Raw genomic sequence first — 17,376 nt, forward strand, 5'->3', positions numbered from 1 at the left:
GCTTGCGCGACACCGTTGAGAGGGTCAGGCCGGAACGCTCAGCGGCGGTTTTTGCTCGAGTAAGGAGGGATTCTATTTCTGACATTTGGGAATTGTCCCACGATTTAAGTGCGAATTTTGGAAAACTTTGTCGAAAGGTGCAAAAAATAGCAAGCCATTCTATCTAATAACGTCATTAGATGGGGTTAATCCCACGATTGTGATCAGAAAAACCGCCGCGAGGAATGGTTTAGGCGTTTTTGATCATTCCCTTTCGGCGTGGTTTCGCCCATGACCAGCCGGAAAGGAATAAAGCGTTGATTGAAGTTGAATTGTGGAAAGTTGGCCTGTTGTTCGTGGCGGGTGTGGCATCTGGCTGGATCAATGTGCTGGCCGGGGGCGGTTCGATGTTGGTTGTGCCGGTCATGTTATTTATGGGCATGCCGGGCCCAGTCGCGAACGGCACCAACCGAATTGGTGTCATTGCCCAAAACGTTGCAGCGATTGGCGGTTTCTTCCGGCGCGGTTTTTCCGACTTTCGGCTAAGCGCCACGTTAGCAGCTTGTGGTGGGTTTGGCGCATTTTTTGGTGCTCAGGTCGGGGTAAAGTTAGATGGTATCTGGTTTGACCGAACGCTAGCGATCATCATGATCTGTATTCTCGTCATTATGCTGACGGGCCTCGGGCAAAAGCCTAAACAGACTGATGGAAAACCAAAAAACCTGCTGCTGGGGCATTTTTTGTTTGTCATCGCGGGGTTTTATGGCGGGTTTATCCAAATTGGTGTGGGCCTGATCCAGTTACCGATTCTTAACCGTGTGATGGGGCTCGATCTCGTACGGGCCAATATGCACAAAGTCTTTGTGGCGATGGTATTCTCGTTCGTCTCGCTTGGGGTATTCGCGTCACAAGTCAAAATTGAATGGGCGCTTGGACTTGCGCTAGCGGCTGGCTATGCGATTGGGGGGTGGCTAGGTGCCAATTCAGCCGTATCAAAAGGCGAGGCGCTGATCAAAAAAGTATTCTATCTGGCGCTCGCGGGGATGGCGATTAAGCTTCTGTTCTTCCGGTGAAGAATATTTCTAACGATTGACGAACAGGTTAGAAAACGCCGAAATCGGCTATTTACAAACAACCTTGGTCGGCTCGCAGCCCTCGCTGCCTATGGCCTTGTGGCGCTTGGGGCGGTTGGCGGAATCGCGATCTTTGTTGCTCGCCTTTAAATTGTGAAAACTTCTAACTACTTGAAAAATCAGTAAAAGTTTTCCAGAGGCGTTATGACGCCGTTTTCCCCAATGGACAGTCTGTCGCAGTTGCGCCATTGAAGGCTCATCGAATTCGGGCGTGGTCCGACGCGCCATCGAGTTTTTAATATGCACAATTAACAACGAGGTTTATTCCATGGAAATCCATGACGTTCGCGCACACCGGTCGAAAGATGAGTTAAAGCGCGAAGACCAACTGGCGTGGAAAATCGCCAGCGTTGCTGCCGACTCAGTCGAAGTCGATGCCGAAGCAACGGACATGATCATCAACCGCATTATCGACAACGCGTCTGTTGCGATTGCATCGCTCAATCGCGGCCCGATCAAATCAGCCCGTGCAATGGCGAATGCGCATCTACGCTCTGGTGGCGCGACATTGTTTGGTATGCCAGCCGGCCACACTGTATGTGCTGAATGGGCCGCATGGGCAAACGGTACGGCTGTTCGCGAACTTGACTTCCACGATACGTTTTTGGCCGCCGATTATTCGCACCCAGGCGACAATATTCCGCCAGTTCTGGCCGTTGCTCAGCAATGCGGAAAGAACGGTAGCGATCTGGTTCGCGGTATTGCGACGGGTTATGAAATTCAGGTCAATCTCGTGAAGGCGATTTGTCTTCACGAACATAAAATCGACCACATCGCTCATATCGGCCCGTCGGCTTCTGCGGCTGTGGGTACGCTTCTTGGTCTGCCTACGGAAGTTATCTTCCAATCGGTTCAACAAGGCTTACATACAACGGTGACCACACGTCAGTCACGCAAAGGTGAAATTTCTTCATGGAAAGCTTTCGCACCAGCTTATGCGGGTAAACTCGCGATTGAAGCCGTTGACCGTTGCATGCGCGGCGAGGGTGCACCAAGCCCGATTTACGAAGGCGAAGACAGTGTCATCTCGTTTATCCTGAATGGCCGTACGGCGCGCGATCAGGGCAAAAGCCCTTATGATCCGACGTATCAGGTGCCATTGCCGGGTGCGGGTGAGGCCAAGCGCGCGATCCTTGAGACTTATACCAAAGAACACTCAGCCGAGTATCAGTCACAAGCGTTGATCGATCTTGCGTTCCGCATGGGCAAAGAAATTGATGATTTCGATAAAGTGAAGTCTATCGTTCTTCATACCTCGCACCACACTCACTATGTGATCGGTACCGGCGCAGGTGATCCGCAGAAAATGGATCCGAATGCGTCTCGTGAAACACTCGATCATTCGATCATGTATATCTTTGCGGTCGCACTTCAGGATGGTGAATGGCACCACGTTAAATCATATGCGCCAGAACGCGCACAACGCCCAGACACGGTTCGTTTGTGGCACAAAATTTCGACGCTCGAAGATCCGGAATGGACGCGTCGTTATCACAGCCATGATCCAAGCGAAAAAGCGTTTGGGGCAAAGGTTGTGATCACCATGGAAGATGGTCGCGTGATCGAAGACGAGTTGGGCATTGCGAACGCGCACCCATTTGGCGCACGTCCGTTTGGCCGTGATGAATATATCAAGAAGTTCCGTACCCTTACGGATGAAATTCTTGAGAAATCAGAATCAGAACGCTTCCTTGATCTGGTTCAACAGTTACCAAACCTGACTGCCGAACAGGTGCGTGTGCTTAATCCAGTGGCACCGAACGGATATTTGGTCGAAAACCCAGCGAAAGGGATTTTTTAATCCGTTATTCGCAATCTTTAGGAGATAGGTGACGATGAAAGCGGAAGTGAAAACAACATTGGCGCGTTGGCATGATATGATTGTGGCGCGAGATCTCAGCACCCTCAAAGAGATCATTCATCCGGATGCTGTCTTCCGCTCTCCCGTTGCGCATAGTCCCTATCACGGTCGAGACGCCTTGGTTTTGGCGCTCTCGACCGTCATCACGGTGTTCGAAGATTTTACCTATCACCGTGAATTCGTTGAGCCGGGCGGCAAAGATGTCGTTCTGGAATTCAGCGCACATGTTGATGGTAAACAATTAAAAGGTGTCGATCTCATCAAGTTTGATGATGACGGCCAGATTATAGAATTTGAAGTCATGATCCGTCCGGTCAGTGGCCTCATGGCGCTGGGCCAGCGCATGGGCGAGGCGATTGGCGGAAAAATTGGCGAGTACAAATAGGAGTTAGTATGCTTTTTACTAAAAAATCAGCCGCAGAAAAACGAGCCGACTTTCGTAAAGGGCTTTCTTCCGGCAAGCTTTTACAGTTTCCGGGTGCGTTTAATCCACTCTGTGCACAGATGATCGAGCGGAAAGAGTTTGATGGTGTTTACATCTCCGGCGCTGTTATGGCCGCCGATTTGTGTTTGCCGGATATTGGCATTGCGACAATGACAGAGTTTGTTGAGCGCGGTCGGCAGATTGCACGCGTAACCGACCTTCCTTCGTTCATTGATATTGATACTGGCTTTGGTGAACCAATGGCCGCTGCGCGTACGATCATGATGATGGAAGACGCGGGTCTTTCTGGTTGTCATATCGAAGACCAAGTTATGCCAAAGCGTTGTGGTCATCTCGATGGCAAAGAAATCGTTTCAACGGATATAATGATCCAACGGGTTCGTGCGGCGGCTGATGCTAAGCGCGATCCGAATTTCGTTCTTATCGCTCGCTCTGATGCGCGCGCTGTAGAAGGCCTTGAAGCATCGATCGACCGCATGAGAGCCTATGTTGATGCGGGCGCGGATATGATTTTTCCCGAAGCGATGAAATCAGAAAAAGAATTCGAAGCCGTCCGTGAAGCAATCAATGTTCCTATCCTCGCGAATATGACAGAATTCGGAAAATCGCGTTTGCTCAATAAAAAGGAACTTGAGGATATCGGCTTTAATGTTGTGATCTATCCCGTAACAACATTGCGCTTGGCGATGGGAGCTTGCGATCGTGGTCTTGATGCTATTCTAAAAGACGGCGACCAAAATGGCATCCTCGATCAGATGCAACACCGTCGCGATCTGTATGATTTGTTGCGCTATCACGAATACAATAAGTTCGATGAGTCGATTTATAATTTCCAAGTTAGCGATACACCAACCAAATAATATCCGTACAGGGAACATTGTGACGTTATCGGATGACATGTGTAGCGGAGGGAATTTGCGAGACGTTTCGAGCAAATTGCGCTGTAAGCATTTGTTTCCACTCGTGTTTTGATTTGATTGACATGGAAACTATGTCTGTCCATCCTATTTGTCTGCAATCACCACCTTTGGTGCTTTGCAGCTTTTGATAGGGAGGATAATGATGAAGCGGAGCTTGTTCAGTATCTTGGTAGGATTGGCCCTGGTCGTTGGGTGTGCGACGACCGGTTCAACCGATGGAAACGTTCAGTCGAGTGCCCTTACGGCGGAGGCGGCGTCGGATAGTAATGCGGCGACCGCGGATGAACAATCCGAGGTCGATGATGGCGATAAAGTAATTTGCAGACGAGAGCGTGTGACAGGGTCTCGAATTGCAATGCAAAAGGTCTGTTTGACCGGTAAGGAATGGGATGCGCGATTACGCCGAACACAAGATGGTTTGCGCGACGTGGGGCGTGGCGGTGCAGCTGCTCCATCTCCAGAAATGGGCGGTGGAGACTAATAACAATCGATTGAAAAATTTTTAGCGTAATTATCGCGGCGCTGACCTTGTTATGCAGCGCCGCGATTATATTTTAAAACAAGCGTGGAAAAGAGCTTTTTAAGTTGTTGAACTGGCGGGGTGAAACGCATAAAACAGGCGCAAATGGTAACACCACCAAACAGAAGTTCTGGCTACTACGCAGTCATATTTTCTAGCGAGCGCACAGAGCAAAATGAACAAAGCTATAGTGATATGGCCAACCATATGGAAACGTTGGCCGCGACCATGCCAGGTTTTCTGGGCGTAGAGTCTGCACGGAATGATGATGGATTTGGCATTACGGTTTCTTACTGGGAGACCGAAGCCGCCATCGCAAACTGGAAGAAGAATGTCGATCATATAGAGGCTCAACGTCTCGGGCGATCAGATTGGTACAAAGACTATTCGGTTCGTGTCACCAAGGTTGAACGAACTTACGGAATGAAGAAGTAAAATAGGCAGGTAAAAATGACAAATACTGACGTAAAATATGGTCTCGCAGGCGTAATGGCCGATGACACCGCAGTGTCTAAAGTGATGCCAGAGACAAATTCGCTGACCTATCGCGGTTACGCGGTGCAGGATCTTGCGACGCAGTGCCGATTTGAAGAAACTGCTTATTTGATCTGGAATAAAGAATTACCGACCCAAAAACAACTAGATGATTTTATCGCACTGGAAAAAAGCCAGCGTGGCATTTCTAAAGAGTTGATCGATGTCATGCGCAAGTTCCCTAAGGGCGCGCATCCGATGGCAACGTTGCGCACAGCCGTTAGTTTTCTGGGTCTGGAAGACAAAGAAATACATGATCATGCTACGGATAAACTATACGAACGTGCGATCAGCCTTTATGCTAAAATTCCGGAAATCGTAGCTGTCGATTTCCGTTTGCGGAACGGCAAAGACCCTATCGCGCCGAATAATGATCTCGGGTTTTCGGAGAACTTCTTCCATATGTGTTTTGGCGAAGTGCCCGCCGCTGAAACAGTTAAGTGTTTTGATACATCGATGACGCTTTATGCGGAACATTCGTTCAATGCATCAACCTTTACGGGGCGGGTTATTGCTTCGTCATTGTCCGGAATTTACTCATCAATCACTGGTGCTATTGGCTCGCTCAAGGGGCCGCTCCACGGCGGCGCAAACGAAGCTGTTATGTATATGCTCAAAGAAGTGGGTACGGCAGAAAACGCAAAAGCGTGGATGCTGGATGCACTTGCCACGAAGAAGAAAATTATGGGCTTTGGCCACCGGGTCTATCGCTCTGGCGATAGCCGCGTACCGACAATGACGGCTGCATATAAAGATATGGTCGAGATCATCGGAACCGACGAAGCCAAAATGTATTGGGAAATGAGTAAAGCACTCGACGAGACCATGGTGTCAGAAAAGGGGATTTATCCAAACCTCGATTTCCCGGCTGGGCCTGCTTATTATCTGATGGGCTTTGAGATTCCGATGTTTACTCCCATTTTTGTGATGAGCCGTATCACTGGATGGACGGCGCATATTATGGAACAACTTGGCGATAATAAGTTGATCCGGCCACTCTCAAATTATACTGGTCCGGATCAGCGAGAGGTTACACCGATCGACAAGAGATAGGATCTACAATGGCGGCAACGCATAGAGAGCGAACCGAAGAAGAGCGCGAACGGGCGAAAGAGGCCGTTCGCGAGCTTATTCGTTGGGTGGGCGACGATCCAGAGCGTGAAGGGCTTCTCGATACGCCTCGCCGTGTGGTTGACGCATATCTGGAGTATTTTCAAGGGTATGAACAATGCCCTGAAGAATATTTGACTCGCACCTTTGAACAGGTCGGGGGCTATGACGAGATTGTTCTTTTGCGGGACATTCCGTTTCATTCCCATTGCGAACACCACATGGCACCGATTATTGGTAAGGCGCATGTGGGATATCTTCCGACTGATCGCGTTGTCGGAATTTCTAAATTGGCACGTGTTGTTCAGGCCTATGCAAAGCGTCTACAGGTGCAAGAGCGCCTGACCGCTGAGATCGCTGATTGCATCCAAAAAGTATTGGAACCGCAAGGGGTGGCCGTTGTTGTTGAGGCGACACATGCCTGTATGACCTGCCGCGGTGTTGAAACGCCGGGTGTTACAATGACGACAAGCCGAATGATGGGTGTTTTCCGCGAAGACGATAAAGCGCGATCAGAGGTCATCAAGTTGATCGGCTTTTAGTAAATTAAAGGCAATAGGATTTTCTCATGGCATATGAATGCATTCTAACTGAGAGCGATGGCGGCGTAGGTATTATTACATTGAACCGCCCGGACGCACTGAACGCGTTTAACCAAAAATTGATGAACGAAGTCACGGACGCCGTTCATAAGTTCGAAGCGGATGATTCCATTGGTTGCATGGTGATCACAGGTTCTGAAAAGGCCTTTGCCGCTGGTGCTGACATCAAAGAGATGGCTTCGAAAAACTATATCGACGTACTAAAAGAAGATTTCATCACCGCGAACTGGGAAGAGGTTTCGAAAACCCGGAAACCGGTAATAGCCGCAGTTGCTGGTTACGCCCTTGGTGGCGGATGCGAACTGGCGCTGATGTGTGATTTCATTTTGGCGGGCGATAATGCGAAATTCGGCCAGCCGGAAATTTCTATTGGTGCGTTACCGGGGGCGGGCGGTACCCAGCGTCTTGCCCGCTTTATCGGTAAATCAAAAGCCATGGAAATGTGCCTTACCGGGCGCATGATGGATGCCGAAGAGGCCGAGCGTTGTGGTTTGGTCAGCCGGATTGTCCCCGTGGGTGAATTGCGCGCTGAGGCCATCGAGGTTGCAAAGAAAATCGCTAACTTCTCACGCCCGATTACGACGCTCACCAAAGAGTCGGTGAACCGTGCATTTGAAACTACGCTATCTGAGGGCGTCCGTTTTGAGCGCCGGGTGTTCCATTCTGTATTTGCTTTCGAAGATCAGAAAGAAGGCATGGCCGCCTTTACGGAAAAACGTAAACCGGTCTTTAAACACCGCTAATCCCTCATGGTGCGTTGTTTCTTGCAAGGCACCGTGACACTCCATATAAGCTAGCTTCCCCTTTGGTGGCTGTGAACCTGTTGGTTTGCTGCCACCGAAAGGCCGTTAAATTTAGCGGGGATCATATTTGAGGAGCCGAGCGCCGATGGATAATCTCGTACTGGCCTTTGCGATCATCGGCGTTTTAGGCATCGGGGCGCAATGGCTTGCGTGGCGCTTTAACCTTCCTGCGATTGTTCTGATGGCCATTGCCGGTGTGATCGCCGGCCCAGTCTTGAATATTTTTGCTGCCGCTGGTGCAGGTCCCGGTGACCCGCCGATGGAGGCCCTGTTCGGCGAGTTCTATCGCCCGATCATTGCGGTGGCTGTCGCGGTGATATTGTTTGAGGGCGGATTACAGCTCAATATTTCCGAATTGCGTGGCTTAGGGCGCGGTGTTCGCCAGCTGGTTTTTCCGGGCGTTCTGATTGCCTGGTTTCTTGGTGCAGCCGCCGCCTATTTGATTGCGGGTTTATCGTGGCAGGTGGCCTTGCTTTTTGGCGGGATTATGGTGGTCACTGGGCCGACCGTTATTATTCCGTTATTGCGACAATCGAAATTGAATTCGCGGCCAGCGACACTCCTGAAATGGGAGGGGATCGTAAACGACCCCATTGGGGCGTTGCTGGCGGTCGTTGTTTTCGAGTTTTTGGTGATCGGCGATCATGGCGCATCGTCTACTGACATCATCAGCTCGCTGATCGTGGCCGCTATTCTTGCTGCTGGTGCCGGTTATGGATTTGGAAAGTTAACAGCAGTTTCGTTCCGTCGTGGGTGGGTTCCGGAATATTTGAAACCGCCAGTTCTTTTGGCGCTGGTTTTGGTTTGTTTTGAATTGGCCAACCTGTTGCAACATGAAGCCGGCCTTCTTTCGGTGACGGCCATGGGCGTAACGCTCGCGAATTCAAAAATCGCATCAATCAATGATTTGCGCCTCTTCAAAGAGAACATCACCATCATGTTGGTGTCGGGCGTGTTCATTATCCTGACGGCAAACTTAACCATGGACTCTATTCGCTCGCTTGATTGGTCGAGTGCGCTTTTCTTGCTTGCGATGTTGTTTGTCGTGCGGCCACTTACGGTTTTTATTGCCACGATCGGTTCGGGTCTGCCGTGGAAAGAGCGGTTGCTCGTTGGGTGGATAGCGCCGCGCGGGATCGTTGCTGTGGCGGTTTCTAGTTTCTTCGGCGCATCATTGGTCGCCGAAGGCTATGCGGATGGGGCAAAGCTCATCCCGCTCGCATTTGGTATGGTCTTCGCAACGGTCGTTCTACATGGGTTCACGATCTCGCCTTTGGCTAAAGCATTGGGACTGGCCTCCCGTGAACGGCCGGGTGTGTTGATTGTTGGAGCATCACCATTCTCGGCAGCACTCGCGGCAAAGTTGAAAGACATGGAGGTTCCGGTAACGGTTGCGGACACGAGTTGGCGACGGCTCAAACCAGTGCGACTTGCAAATGTGCCAACTTATTATGGCGAGATCCTCTCGGAGGTGACTGAACACCATATGGACCTCAACCGCTTTGGCTATTTGTTGGCGTTAGGTGGTAACGAAGCGCATAATGCTTTGGTGGCAACGGACCTTGCCCCAGAGTTAAGCCGCGCCGCGATTTTTCAGGTGAATGCGCGCGGCAAGGACGAGGAAGACCGCAAGGCGCTTTCCTATACTTTGCAGGGGCAGACCTTCCTTCATTCTGCGGTTGCGCTCGACGAGTTAATGCGTCGGCACTATTCCGGTTGGGTTTTTCAGCGCACACGTTTGTCGGAGGAATATCCGCCAGAGCAATACAAAAAAGACCTGCACCCTGAGGCCGAAATCGTTCTGGTTATGCGCAAAGGTGGGCTGACATTTGCGTCGCGCGAAGCCGAGGTAAAGCCAGAGATTGGTGATGTGGTTCTGGCCTATATTCCCAAGCCACCTGATGTAAAAGCTGAAAAAGCTAAGGAAAACGGCGGGAAAGACGCAAAAGATACAAAAGAAAATGCGAAACCTGCGGCAGAAAAAGAAAACCTGAAATCCAAATTGGTTTAAGATGACCAGCGCAACATCTTAATCAGAAGTAAACAGCATACGGTGTTTTTTACTGATGATTATGCCATCGCTTTGTTGAAATCGCGAGAATGCTTAACGGCGCATTAGCCCTTGCTACCTATGGTTTTGGTGGGCCACCAATCCGAGGTGGGGTTGAGGAATATGCGTACGTTGAAACCATTTACACAGTCACAAGGCATGATGCTCGCTGATTATAACGCACGCATGACGGAAACTCTTGTCCGCCGCCGGGCAGAAATTGCAATTCGTGCGGCACGCGTTGAGGCCGATTTGGCGATCAAAGCGCGTTCAGAATTCCTCGCCAACATGAATCATGAATTGCGCACACCCTTAAACGCGATCATCGGCTTTGCGACGATGCTACGCGATAGCGAAGAATATGGCATTGGTCCGGAACAACGCACAAACTATTCAGAATATATCCTGCAATCGGCAGATCTATTGCTCGGGCATATCAACACGGTCCTTGAGGTTGCATCGCTCGAAAGTGGACAAGTTGAAGTCCATGACGGGCCTATTGACGCTGGTGAGGTTCTGACCGAAGCGATGGAGCGCGCCAAGATTCGCGCCGACGCCGCTGAGGTTGAAATTGTCCGTAGAGATACCGTTTCAGAGCTTTGTGGCTGGGGTGATGTGGCGAGATTTGCGCAGGCGACAGACCATCTGTTGCATACGGCGATCAAGCTCAGTGACAAGGGCGGAAAAGTTCATGTCAAGGTTTCAAGAATCCAAAATGATTGGGTCGAGATTGTTGTTCGTGACGAGGGCGACGGCTTGAGTGCAAGCGAACTTGAAGAAGCGCTTGACGCGTTCAGTCATGCCAATCGAGGGTTGGATAGGTCATTTTTAGGGCCGGGCGTTGGTTACGCTGTTGCGAAAACCTTTATCGAGTTGCAAGGCGGTCGTTTTTCAATTGAAAGTCGAAAGGGACAGGGCACGTTGGCCCGCATATCACTGCCTCCTGTGAAGGAAGAGCGCGCACCTAGTCCCCAACAAGCTGAAAACTTCACTGCGGAGAAAAAGCATGACGCCGCGTAATCAAACCGGTTCTACATTTTCACGCAAAGGGGCCGCGGCACCAACCGCAGAAGCCTTTGACATGGCGTTTCAAGACAAGCCCCGCGTCGGTAGTGTTGTCTCGGTTACGGGTTCTCATGCTCTTGTTATGCTTGATGCGGATAAACCGGACGCCGATCGCGCGTCGCGTCCGCAATTAGGCGCGATCATGAGTGTCGATGCCGGGTCGTCGATTGTACTGGGGCTGGTGTCGGCGATGAGTATGCCAGCGCCGAGCCTTGATGTTGCGACGGCTGAGATGCGCATCATCGAGATTGAATTAATCGGCGAATTTATGAAACCGACAATCAATGCGCCCGCGCGTTTTCGGCGTGGCGTTTCGTCTTATCCGACGTTGGGCGATAATGTTCATGTGGCGACCCGGGATGAATTGACGGCGCTGTTTGCGGTCAATGGCGCGGCGAGTGTTCGGGTTGGCGTGGTCAAGCAAGATGTGCAAATTCCGGCGACCGTGAATGTTGATGAGATATTTTCCCGTCATTGTGCAATTTTGGGCACGACGGGCGCAGGGAAATCCTGTGCGATCACGTTGTTGCTGCGGGCGGTGTTACAGCGCTTCCCCCATGCACATGTGGTTGTTCTTGATCCGCATAATGAATATTCGAAAAGCTTTGGTGATGGGGCTGTGATTTTCGACCCCACGAACTTTAATCTGCCATATTGGATGCTGACCTTCGACGAATTAGTTGAGGTTCTTTATCCGGGGCGCCCGCGAGATTCCGAAGAGATTGAAATCCTCGCTGACCTTTTGCCGGCGGCCAAGAAAATGAACCTCACGGGTTCGGGCCGGGCGGGGCGGCTTCGCACTGACATGACAGCGATTACCGTTGATACGCCGACGCCATATCGAATTTCTGAGTTGCTCGGACTGATTGATCGTGCGCTTGGCGGTCTTGATGGAACGCGAAACGTTGCGCCTTATAAGCGCCTGCGTAGCCGCATTTACACGATTAGTCAGGATGCCCGTTACGCATTTATGTTTGGCGGTCTGACTGTTCAGGACACCCTGAAAGATTTGTTGAGTGATCTGTTCCGTATCCCGGTTGATGGTCGCCCGGTTAGCGTGATTGAACTTGGCGGGTTGCCGGCTGAGGTCGTTCAGGTTGTGGTTTCTGTCGTTTCACGGTTGGCGTTTGAATTTGGTTTATGGAGCAATGGCGCAGCGCCGATCGCGCTTGTTTGCGAAGATGCGCATCGATATGCACCCGCAAATCCGAATGAAGGATTTGGTCCGACACGTCGCTCACTCGTGCGGATTGCCAAGGAAGGTCGCAAAACCGGCGTGTCGCTTTGGATTGCGTCGCAGCGCCCGACGGAACTTGACCCGACTATTCTGTCGCAATGTAACACGATTTTTGCCATGCGACTTGCAAACCAGGCCGATCAGGATGCACTACGTGCTGCTGTGCCTGATGCTTCGACAAGCCTGATGAGTTGCTTGCCGTCATTGGGATTAGGTGAGGCGATTGCCGTTGGTGAGGGCGTGCCGATGCCAACGCGCATTCGGTTTGATGCCTTGCCAAGTGGCGCGGTGCCCCGCAGCCTGACCGCATGTTTCACCGACGGTTGGTCAGTCGATATTGAAGACAACAGCTTTATTGACCGCATCGTCGAACAATGGCGCGCCCAGCGGATGTTGACGCCCGATATAGAGTAATGGTTTGATCTGCCTGCTGGCTCTTTGATAGAGCGTATAGGAGGCAAATCGATGCGGCTGTTCTTTAGTTTGTTGGCGATGGTGTTTGTGAGTGCGCCCGCTTTTGCGGAACATCACGAAGCGCCAATCACCATTGTTATTCATGGTGGTGCGGGTGCGCTTGGGCCGGGGCGTTACACGCCTGAGCAAGAAATCGCCTACAAAGCCAAGCTGACCGAAGCATTGAATGCCGGTTATGATGTCCTTGAAAATGGGGGCGCGGCGCTAGATGCGATTGAGGCGGCCATCATCATCATGGAAGACTCGCCGTTATTTAATGCTGGCAAAGGGGCTGTTTTTACCCGCGAGGGCAAGAACGAACTCGACTCGTCTGTGATGGATGGGGCGACACTCAATGCCGGTGCCGTCGCAGGCGTCACGCGTATTAAAAATCCGATTAAACTGGCGCGGGCCGTGATGGAAAATTCAGAACACGTCATGTTTGCCCGTGAAGGCGCAGAAGAATTTGCAAAAGAGCAGGGGCTAGAGTTTGTAAAACCCAGATATTTCAAAACCGATGCCCGCTGGCGGTCATATAAAGCCGCGCTTGAAAAAGAAAAGCACGATAAAGACAGCGCGCTGCCTCATGATTTTAAATACGGTACGGTTGGTGCCGTTGCACTTGATATAAACGGTAATGTTGCGGCGGGCACATCAACCGGCGGTATGACCTTGAAGCGCTATGGCCGGGTTGGTGATGCGCCGATTATCGGGGCTGGAACATTTGCCGACAACAAATCATGTGCTGTCTCCGCGACTGGCTGGGGCGAATATTTTATTCGACTGACCATTGCGCGTGATATTTGTGCACAAGTTGAATATGGCGGCGCGACCGTGGCTGATGCGGCCAATGACGTTATTTATAATCGCCTGGATGGCATGGGCGCAGATGGTGGTGTAATTGTCGTTGCGCCAGATGGAACTTTTGCAACGGTGTTCAATTCGGCCGGAATGTTCCGAGGCGTGAAAAATGCAACTGTGGAATCGGTCGCAATTTATGGCGATGAAGATTAGCCGCCACGCACTGAACCCGTTTCATAAAGTCGAATAACATCGGCGGTTTTAAACAGTGCGGTGCCTTCGCTCATGCGTGTAGCACCGGCTGCGGCCATCCCGAATTTAAGGGCGTTTTCATTGCTCTCTCCGCGAGATAGGGCCGTTAATAGTCCGCCAACGAATGAATCACCCGCGCCAACAGCGCTGTTTGCACGTACTTTATAAGATGGTGCAAAGTCTAACCCATCTTTGGTTGCCATGATTGACCCATCGGCACCGTGGCTGATGACCATGGCTTCGGCTAGCCCGTCCGCAACCGCTTTTTGGGCGAATGCATTGATTTCATCCGGCCATGAAAGGGTTTCCCCGGATAGGGCTGGGTATTCAAATTCGTTCTGCCGCAACATATAAACACCTTCGGCAAGTGCGGCCTCAAGGCCCGAGATTGAATCAAGTACAAAGCGTGCTTTTTTCTCTTTCACGATGCGGGCAATCTGCGCCCAGAAATCTTCGGGGGTACCGGGGGGCAAGCTGCCGCTGGCAACCACAAAATCATCGGGGTCAGTTTCTTCACGAACCGCATCAAAAAACCGATTGAGTTCTGCGTCGCTCATTTCTGCACCGGGCAGGTTGAACCGGTATTCATTGTTATCGCGATGATTGCTGACGTGAAAAGCCAGTCTCGTACCACCGGTTATCGGGATCATTCGCATAGGAACATTCTCGGTGGCGATTGCCTTTACTAGCGCGTCACCATAAACGCCGCCAGCCGTAAAAATCGCTAACGCATGTGCCCCAAGCCGAGAGGCCGCCCGCGCGACATTAATGCCGCCGCCGCCCGGATGCGTTTGTGGGTCGCGGCACCGTAATTTGCGATTTGGGTCAACAAAATCAGCATGAACAGCGTAATCAAGCGCAGGATTAGGAGTAAGGGTGATAATACGTGGCATAAAAACAGCTTTCGTAGAACTAACACTTTTTTATGAGTTCAGTTTAGCGCCGGAACTGGGTTTCCTCAATTTGTGTTGCTTCATTACATGATGGCATGGAGGTAGGAAATGTCTACGAAATTTCAGGTAGGTGATCACGTTTGCTGGAACTCCGAGGCTGGAAAAGTGAGCGGCCATATTACAACGGTGCACTGTTCTGACTTTGATTACAAAGGGTACACGCATCATGCCTCAGAGGATGAACCGCAATATGAGATTAAAAGCGACAAAACCGACCACATCGCGGCCCATAAGGAAAATGCGCTTCAGAAAATCTCTGACTAAATCCTAGATAAGGCCCAAGCTTTTAAAACTCGCATGGTGTTTGTGACCAATTACAAGGTGGTCATGCACGCGAATGTTAAGCGCGCCCGCGGCTTTTATAATTAGATTGGTCATGTCGATGTCTGCGCGTGATGGCGTCGGGTCACCCGAGGGGTGGTTGTGCACCAAAATAATAGATGATGCGCCAAGTTCGAGTGCGCGTTTTACGACCTCGCGCGGATATACCGGCGTATGATCTATAGTGCCGCGTTGTTGTACTTCATCCGCTATCAGAATGTTTTTCTTATCAAGAAATAAAATCCGAAACAATTCGGTTTTTTCGTCGGCCATCGCGGCGCGACAATAAGAGAGAAGATCATTCCACGACGAGATCACTGGTCGATTTAACACGCGCGCTTGGGCGAGTTTAAGCGCGGAAGCCTGGACGATTTTTAGCTCTTGGGCGACATTCTCCGAGACGCCTTTGATCTCGGTTAGGCGTTCTATGGGAGCGGCGATAACTTGGGGGAAGCCACCAAAGGTTGCGATCAACTGTTTGGCGAGCGGCTTTACATCGCGGCGCGGAATGGCGCGAAACAAAATCAGTTCCAAAAGCTCATAGTCCTGAACGCCATCTACGCCGGCTTTGCGGAAACGCGCGCGCAAGCGCTCTCTGTGTCCAGCCGCATGGTTGTTTTCAACCGTTTCTTTTTGCTGGCTCATAGGGCGAAAATCAGTAAGGCGGTTTGTCGAGGCCCTTGGGCGATTTGGTAAATAGCTCAACGCCATCTTCGGTAACGCCGATGGAATGTTCGAACTGCGCAGATAGCGACTTGTCACGCGAAACGGCTGTCCAGCCGTCTTTAAGCAACTTTACGTCGGGTTTCCCGTCATTGATCATAGGCTCTACGGTGAAGAACATGCCGGTTTTTAGTTCTGTGTCGTCCGCTTGGTGAACATTACCCCAGCGGTCTTTATATTCTGCGTAATGAACAACATTCGGCGAGTCATGAAACACGCGCCCCAACCCGTGGCCGCAAAAATCACGAACAACCGAAAAGCCTTCGCTTTCGGCAAGGGTTTGAATCGCGCGGCCAATATCGCGCAATGTCGATCCGGGTTTGACCGAATTGATACCGGCCATCATGGCATCATAGGTTGTATCAACAAGGCGTCGCGCTTTTACTTTGGGCTCTCCCGCATAGAACATACGGCTGGTGTCGCCATGCCATCCATCAACGATTACCGTCACGTCGATATTCATGATGTCACCGTTTTTGAGTACCTTCGAGCCGGGAATGCCATGACAAATCACATGGTTCAGCGAGATACAGCTTGAATGGCGATAACCGCGATAACCAACCGTCGCGGGCGTGCCGCCATGATCGAGCATATATTCGCGAACAAGCTCATCAAGTGAAAGCGTGGTGACGCCGGGCTTTACATGCTCGGTCAACATATCGAGGCAAGACGCAGCGAGTTGCCCAGCTTTGCGCATACCATCGAAATCTTCGGGCGTGTGCAGTTTTATCTGCCCGGTTCGGACTTCGATTTCGTCATCGAGTGAAATGTCGTTCATCATGGTTCCATTTGTATCTCTAGCGCTTTACGCAGGACTACCTCGCTGTGGGTTACTTCGCAATCATAGCACAATAGTTCAACCCTTTGGTTACTGGCCGCTTTTAATGCGGCGGCATATGTGGGGTCGAGGTCGGCGGCGGGTGAAAACCGGTAACAATCGCCCCGCTGGACGATGAATAGCATCACGGCCCGCGCTCCGGTTTCGGTAATTTTTATGAGCTCCGTCAAATGTTTGGCACCGCGCGCGGTAACGCTATCGGGAAATTCCGCAAGGCCCGATTGGCGTGAAAGGTGGACATTTTTGATTTCCACATAACAGGGCTGACCTCGCCGGCCACCCTCAAGCAATAGGTCAATCCGGCTGCCGGTGCCGTATTTAACTTCGCGGCGGATATCACCATAGCCAGTTAGTTCGGGAATAATGCCAGCGCTTACGGCCTCAAAACCGATCTTATTCGGGTTCGTTGTATTGATCGGGACCAAGGTATTGCCAAGCTCAATCAGCTCCCATGAAAACGCCAGTTTACGTTTTGGGTTGCCATGTTCATGGACCCACACCCGCGCCCCTTCGATTGCGACCGCAAGCATCGAGCCGGGGTTTGCGCAATGGGCTGTTATTTCGCGCCCGTCATCAAGTTTGATGTCGGCGAGAAATCTCTTGTAACGCTTTTCAAGTCGTCCGGGCAGAAGCGGCGAGGGAAGTCGCATAATTAAAATTCACCTTAGGTCCTGACCGCGTTAACGAGTTTTGGCTATAATTTCTACGGATTGCCTCGCGAAATGCCGAGTTTTGTAACAAAACGAGCTTAAGGCGTTAACCGCATTTTCTAATAC

At 51.1% G+C, this 17,376-nt stretch carries 18 protein-coding genes; 14 read left to right on the plus strand and 4 right to left on the minus strand.

The features are described 5' to 3' along the window. Nucleotides 1–296: 296 nt before the first annotated feature. The 13 genes from ABFZ84_RS09845 (at nt 297) to ABFZ84_RS09905 (ending at nt 13,726) form a co-directional block, all read left to right on the plus strand. A complete protein-coding gene (locus tag ABFZ84_RS09845) occupies nt 297–1,052 on the plus strand; it encodes a sulfite exporter TauE/SafE family protein (protein WP_369313848.1) in 756 nt (251 codons plus the stop codon). Between the two features lie 328 nt (nt 1,053–1,380). Further along, entirely contained in the window at nt 1,381–2,913 is a 1,533-nt protein-coding gene (locus ABFZ84_RS09850; protein WP_369313849.1) for an MmgE/PrpD family protein, read from the plus strand. 34 nt (nt 2,914–2,947) lie between these two features. After that, nucleotides 2,948–3,358 carry a nuclear transport factor 2 family protein gene (locus ABFZ84_RS09855; RefSeq protein ID WP_369313850.1) on the plus strand — a complete coding sequence of 137 codons (411 nt, stop codon included), beginning with the start codon at nt 2,948–2,950 and terminating at the stop codon, nt 3,356–3,358. Between the two features lie 8 nt (nt 3,359–3,366). Continuing rightward, a complete protein-coding gene (gene prpB, locus ABFZ84_RS09860; protein ID WP_369313851.1) occupies nt 3,367–4,278 on the plus strand; it encodes a methylisocitrate lyase in 912 nt (303 codons plus the stop codon). Between the two features lie 199 nt (nt 4,279–4,477). After that, nucleotides 4,478–4,819, plus strand: coding sequence for a hypothetical protein (locus ABFZ84_RS09865; RefSeq protein WP_369313852.1), 342 nt, complete (start codon nt 4,478–4,480; stop codon nt 4,817–4,819). A gap of 234 nt (nt 4,820–5,053) precedes the next feature. After that, nucleotides 5,054–5,293: an antibiotic biosynthesis monooxygenase family protein gene (locus tag ABFZ84_RS09870; RefSeq protein ID WP_369313853.1), complete on the plus strand. Its 240-nt coding sequence runs from the start codon at nt 5,054–5,056 to the stop codon at nt 5,291–5,293. Between the two features lie 15 nt (nt 5,294–5,308). Continuing rightward, complete coding sequence (locus ABFZ84_RS09875; protein ID WP_369313854.1) at nt 5,309–6,445, plus strand: bifunctional 2-methylcitrate synthase/citrate synthase; 1,137 nt, start codon at nt 5,309–5,311, stop codon at nt 6,443–6,445. Between the two features lie 8 nt (nt 6,446–6,453). Further along, complete coding sequence (gene folE, locus ABFZ84_RS09880) at nt 6,454–7,044, plus strand: GTP cyclohydrolase I FolE (RefSeq protein ID WP_369313855.1); 591 nt, start codon at nt 6,454–6,456, stop codon at nt 7,042–7,044. A 26-nt stretch (nt 7,045–7,070) separates the two neighbouring features. After that, nucleotides 7,071–7,847 (plus strand): enoyl-CoA hydratase, encoded by a 777-nt coding sequence (locus ABFZ84_RS09885; RefSeq protein WP_369313856.1) that lies wholly within the window; start codon nt 7,071–7,073, stop codon nt 7,845–7,847. Between the two features lie 145 nt (nt 7,848–7,992). Continuing rightward, nucleotides 7,993–9,918 (plus strand): cation:proton antiporter, encoded by a 1,926-nt coding sequence (locus ABFZ84_RS09890; protein ID WP_369313857.1) that lies wholly within the window; start codon nt 7,993–7,995, stop codon nt 9,916–9,918. A 162-nt stretch (nt 9,919–10,080) separates the two neighbouring features. After that, nucleotides 10,081–10,977: a sensor histidine kinase gene (locus ABFZ84_RS09895; RefSeq protein WP_369313858.1), complete on the plus strand. Its 897-nt coding sequence runs from the start codon at nt 10,081–10,083 to the stop codon at nt 10,975–10,977. Next, nucleotides 10,964–12,673, plus strand: a complete 1,710-nt coding sequence (locus tag ABFZ84_RS09900; protein WP_369313859.1) for an ATP-binding protein — start codon at nt 10,964–10,966, stop codon at nt 12,671–12,673. The genes ABFZ84_RS09895 and ABFZ84_RS09900 overlap by 14 nt, the downstream gene beginning before the upstream one ends. A gap of 51 nt (nt 12,674–12,724) precedes the next feature. Beyond that, nucleotides 12,725–13,726 (plus strand): isoaspartyl peptidase/L-asparaginase family protein, encoded by a 1,002-nt coding sequence (locus tag ABFZ84_RS09905; protein ID WP_407067083.1) that lies wholly within the window; start codon nt 12,725–12,727, stop codon nt 13,724–13,726. Here the strand turns inward: ABFZ84_RS09905 and ABFZ84_RS09910 are convergent. Then, nucleotides 13,723–14,658, minus strand: a complete 936-nt coding sequence (locus ABFZ84_RS09910) for a 1-phosphofructokinase family hexose kinase (protein WP_369313860.1) — start codon at nt 14,656–14,658, stop codon at nt 13,723–13,725. The two genes, ABFZ84_RS09905 and ABFZ84_RS09910, sit on opposite strands and share 4 nt — an antisense overlap. Nucleotides 14,659–14,766: 108 nt before the next feature. Here ABFZ84_RS09910 and ABFZ84_RS09915 point away from each other — a divergent pair, with 108 nt between their 5' ends. Continuing rightward, complete coding sequence (locus ABFZ84_RS09915) at nt 14,767–14,982, plus strand: hypervirulence associated TUDOR domain-containing protein (protein WP_369313861.1); 216 nt, start codon at nt 14,767–14,769, stop codon at nt 14,980–14,982. Nucleotides 14,983–14,985: 3 nt separating this feature from the next. Here ABFZ84_RS09915 and radC read toward each other — a convergent pair whose 3' ends face one another. From radC to sfsA, 3 genes are read right to left on the minus strand one after another with little or no spacing between them, the layout of a single operon-like run. Next, entirely contained in the window at nt 14,986–15,684 is a 699-nt protein-coding gene (gene radC / locus ABFZ84_RS09920) for a RadC family protein (protein WP_369313862.1), read from the minus strand. 10 nt (nt 15,685–15,694) lie between these two features. Continuing rightward, nucleotides 15,695–16,540, minus strand: coding sequence for a type I methionyl aminopeptidase (gene map, locus ABFZ84_RS09925; RefSeq protein WP_369314567.1), 846 nt, complete (start codon nt 16,538–16,540; stop codon nt 15,695–15,697). After that, nucleotides 16,540–17,250, minus strand: a complete 711-nt coding sequence (gene sfsA / locus ABFZ84_RS09930; protein WP_369313863.1) for a DNA/RNA nuclease SfsA — start codon at nt 17,248–17,250, stop codon at nt 16,540–16,542. The genes map and sfsA overlap by 1 nt, the downstream gene beginning before the upstream one ends. Between the last annotated feature and the right edge of the window lie 126 nt (nt 17,251–17,376).

This window comes from Hyphococcus lacteus (assembly GCF_041058985.1).
Taxonomy (GTDB): Bacteria; Pseudomonadota; Alphaproteobacteria; order Caulobacterales; family Parvularculaceae; genus Hyphococcus; species Hyphococcus lacteus.

What these genes read in the sequence shown, in the direction of transcription:
- folE (WP_369313855.1), top strand. Translation starts at nt 6,454, where the DNA reads ATGGCGGCAACGCATAGAGAGCGAACCGAAGAAGAGCGCGAACGGGCG.
- radC (WP_369313862.1), bottom strand. Translation starts at nt 15,684, where the DNA reads ATGAGCCAGCAAAAAGAAACGGTTGAAAACAACCATGCGGCTGGACAC.
- ABFZ84_RS09910 (WP_369313860.1), bottom strand. Translation starts at nt 14,658, where the DNA reads ATGCCACGTATTATCACCCTTACTCCTAATCCTGCGCTTGATTACGCT.
- ABFZ84_RS09870 (WP_369313853.1), top strand. Translation starts at nt 5,054, where the DNA reads ATGGCCAACCATATGGAAACGTTGGCCGCGACCATGCCAGGTTTTCTG.
- ABFZ84_RS09885 (WP_369313856.1), top strand. Translation starts at nt 7,071, where the DNA reads ATGGCATATGAATGCATTCTAACTGAGAGCGATGGCGGCGTAGGTATT.
- ABFZ84_RS09915 (WP_369313861.1), top strand. Translation starts at nt 14,767, where the DNA reads ATGTCTACGAAATTTCAGGTAGGTGATCACGTTTGCTGGAACTCCGAG.
- ABFZ84_RS09895 (WP_369313858.1), top strand. Translation starts at nt 10,081, where the DNA reads ATGCGTACGTTGAAACCATTTACACAGTCACAAGGCATGATGCTCGCT.
- ABFZ84_RS09850 (WP_369313849.1), top strand. Translation starts at nt 1,381, where the DNA reads ATGGAAATCCATGACGTTCGCGCACACCGGTCGAAAGATGAGTTAAAG.
- sfsA (WP_369313863.1), bottom strand. Translation starts at nt 17,250, where the DNA reads ATGCGACTTCCCTCGCCGCTTCTGCCCGGACGACTTGAAAAGCGTTAC.
- ABFZ84_RS09900 (WP_369313859.1), top strand. Translation starts at nt 10,964, where the DNA reads ATGACGCCGCGTAATCAAACCGGTTCTACATTTTCACGCAAAGGGGCC.
- ABFZ84_RS09855 (WP_369313850.1), top strand. Translation starts at nt 2,948, where the DNA reads ATGAAAGCGGAAGTGAAAACAACATTGGCGCGTTGGCATGATATGATT.
- ABFZ84_RS09865 (WP_369313852.1), top strand. Translation starts at nt 4,478, where the DNA reads ATGATGAAGCGGAGCTTGTTCAGTATCTTGGTAGGATTGGCCCTGGTC.
- ABFZ84_RS09905 (WP_407067083.1), top strand. Translation starts at nt 12,725, where the DNA reads ATGCGGCTGTTCTTTAGTTTGTTGGCGATGGTGTTTGTGAGTGCGCCC.
- ABFZ84_RS09875 (WP_369313854.1), top strand. Translation starts at nt 5,309, where the DNA reads ATGACAAATACTGACGTAAAATATGGTCTCGCAGGCGTAATGGCCGAT.
- map (WP_369314567.1), bottom strand. Translation starts at nt 16,540, where the DNA reads ATGAACGACATTTCACTCGATGACGAAATCGAAGTCCGAACCGGGCAG.
- prpB (WP_369313851.1), top strand. Translation starts at nt 3,367, where the DNA reads ATGCTTTTTACTAAAAAATCAGCCGCAGAAAAACGAGCCGACTTTCGT.
- ABFZ84_RS09890 (WP_369313857.1), top strand. Translation starts at nt 7,993, where the DNA reads ATGGATAATCTCGTACTGGCCTTTGCGATCATCGGCGTTTTAGGCATC.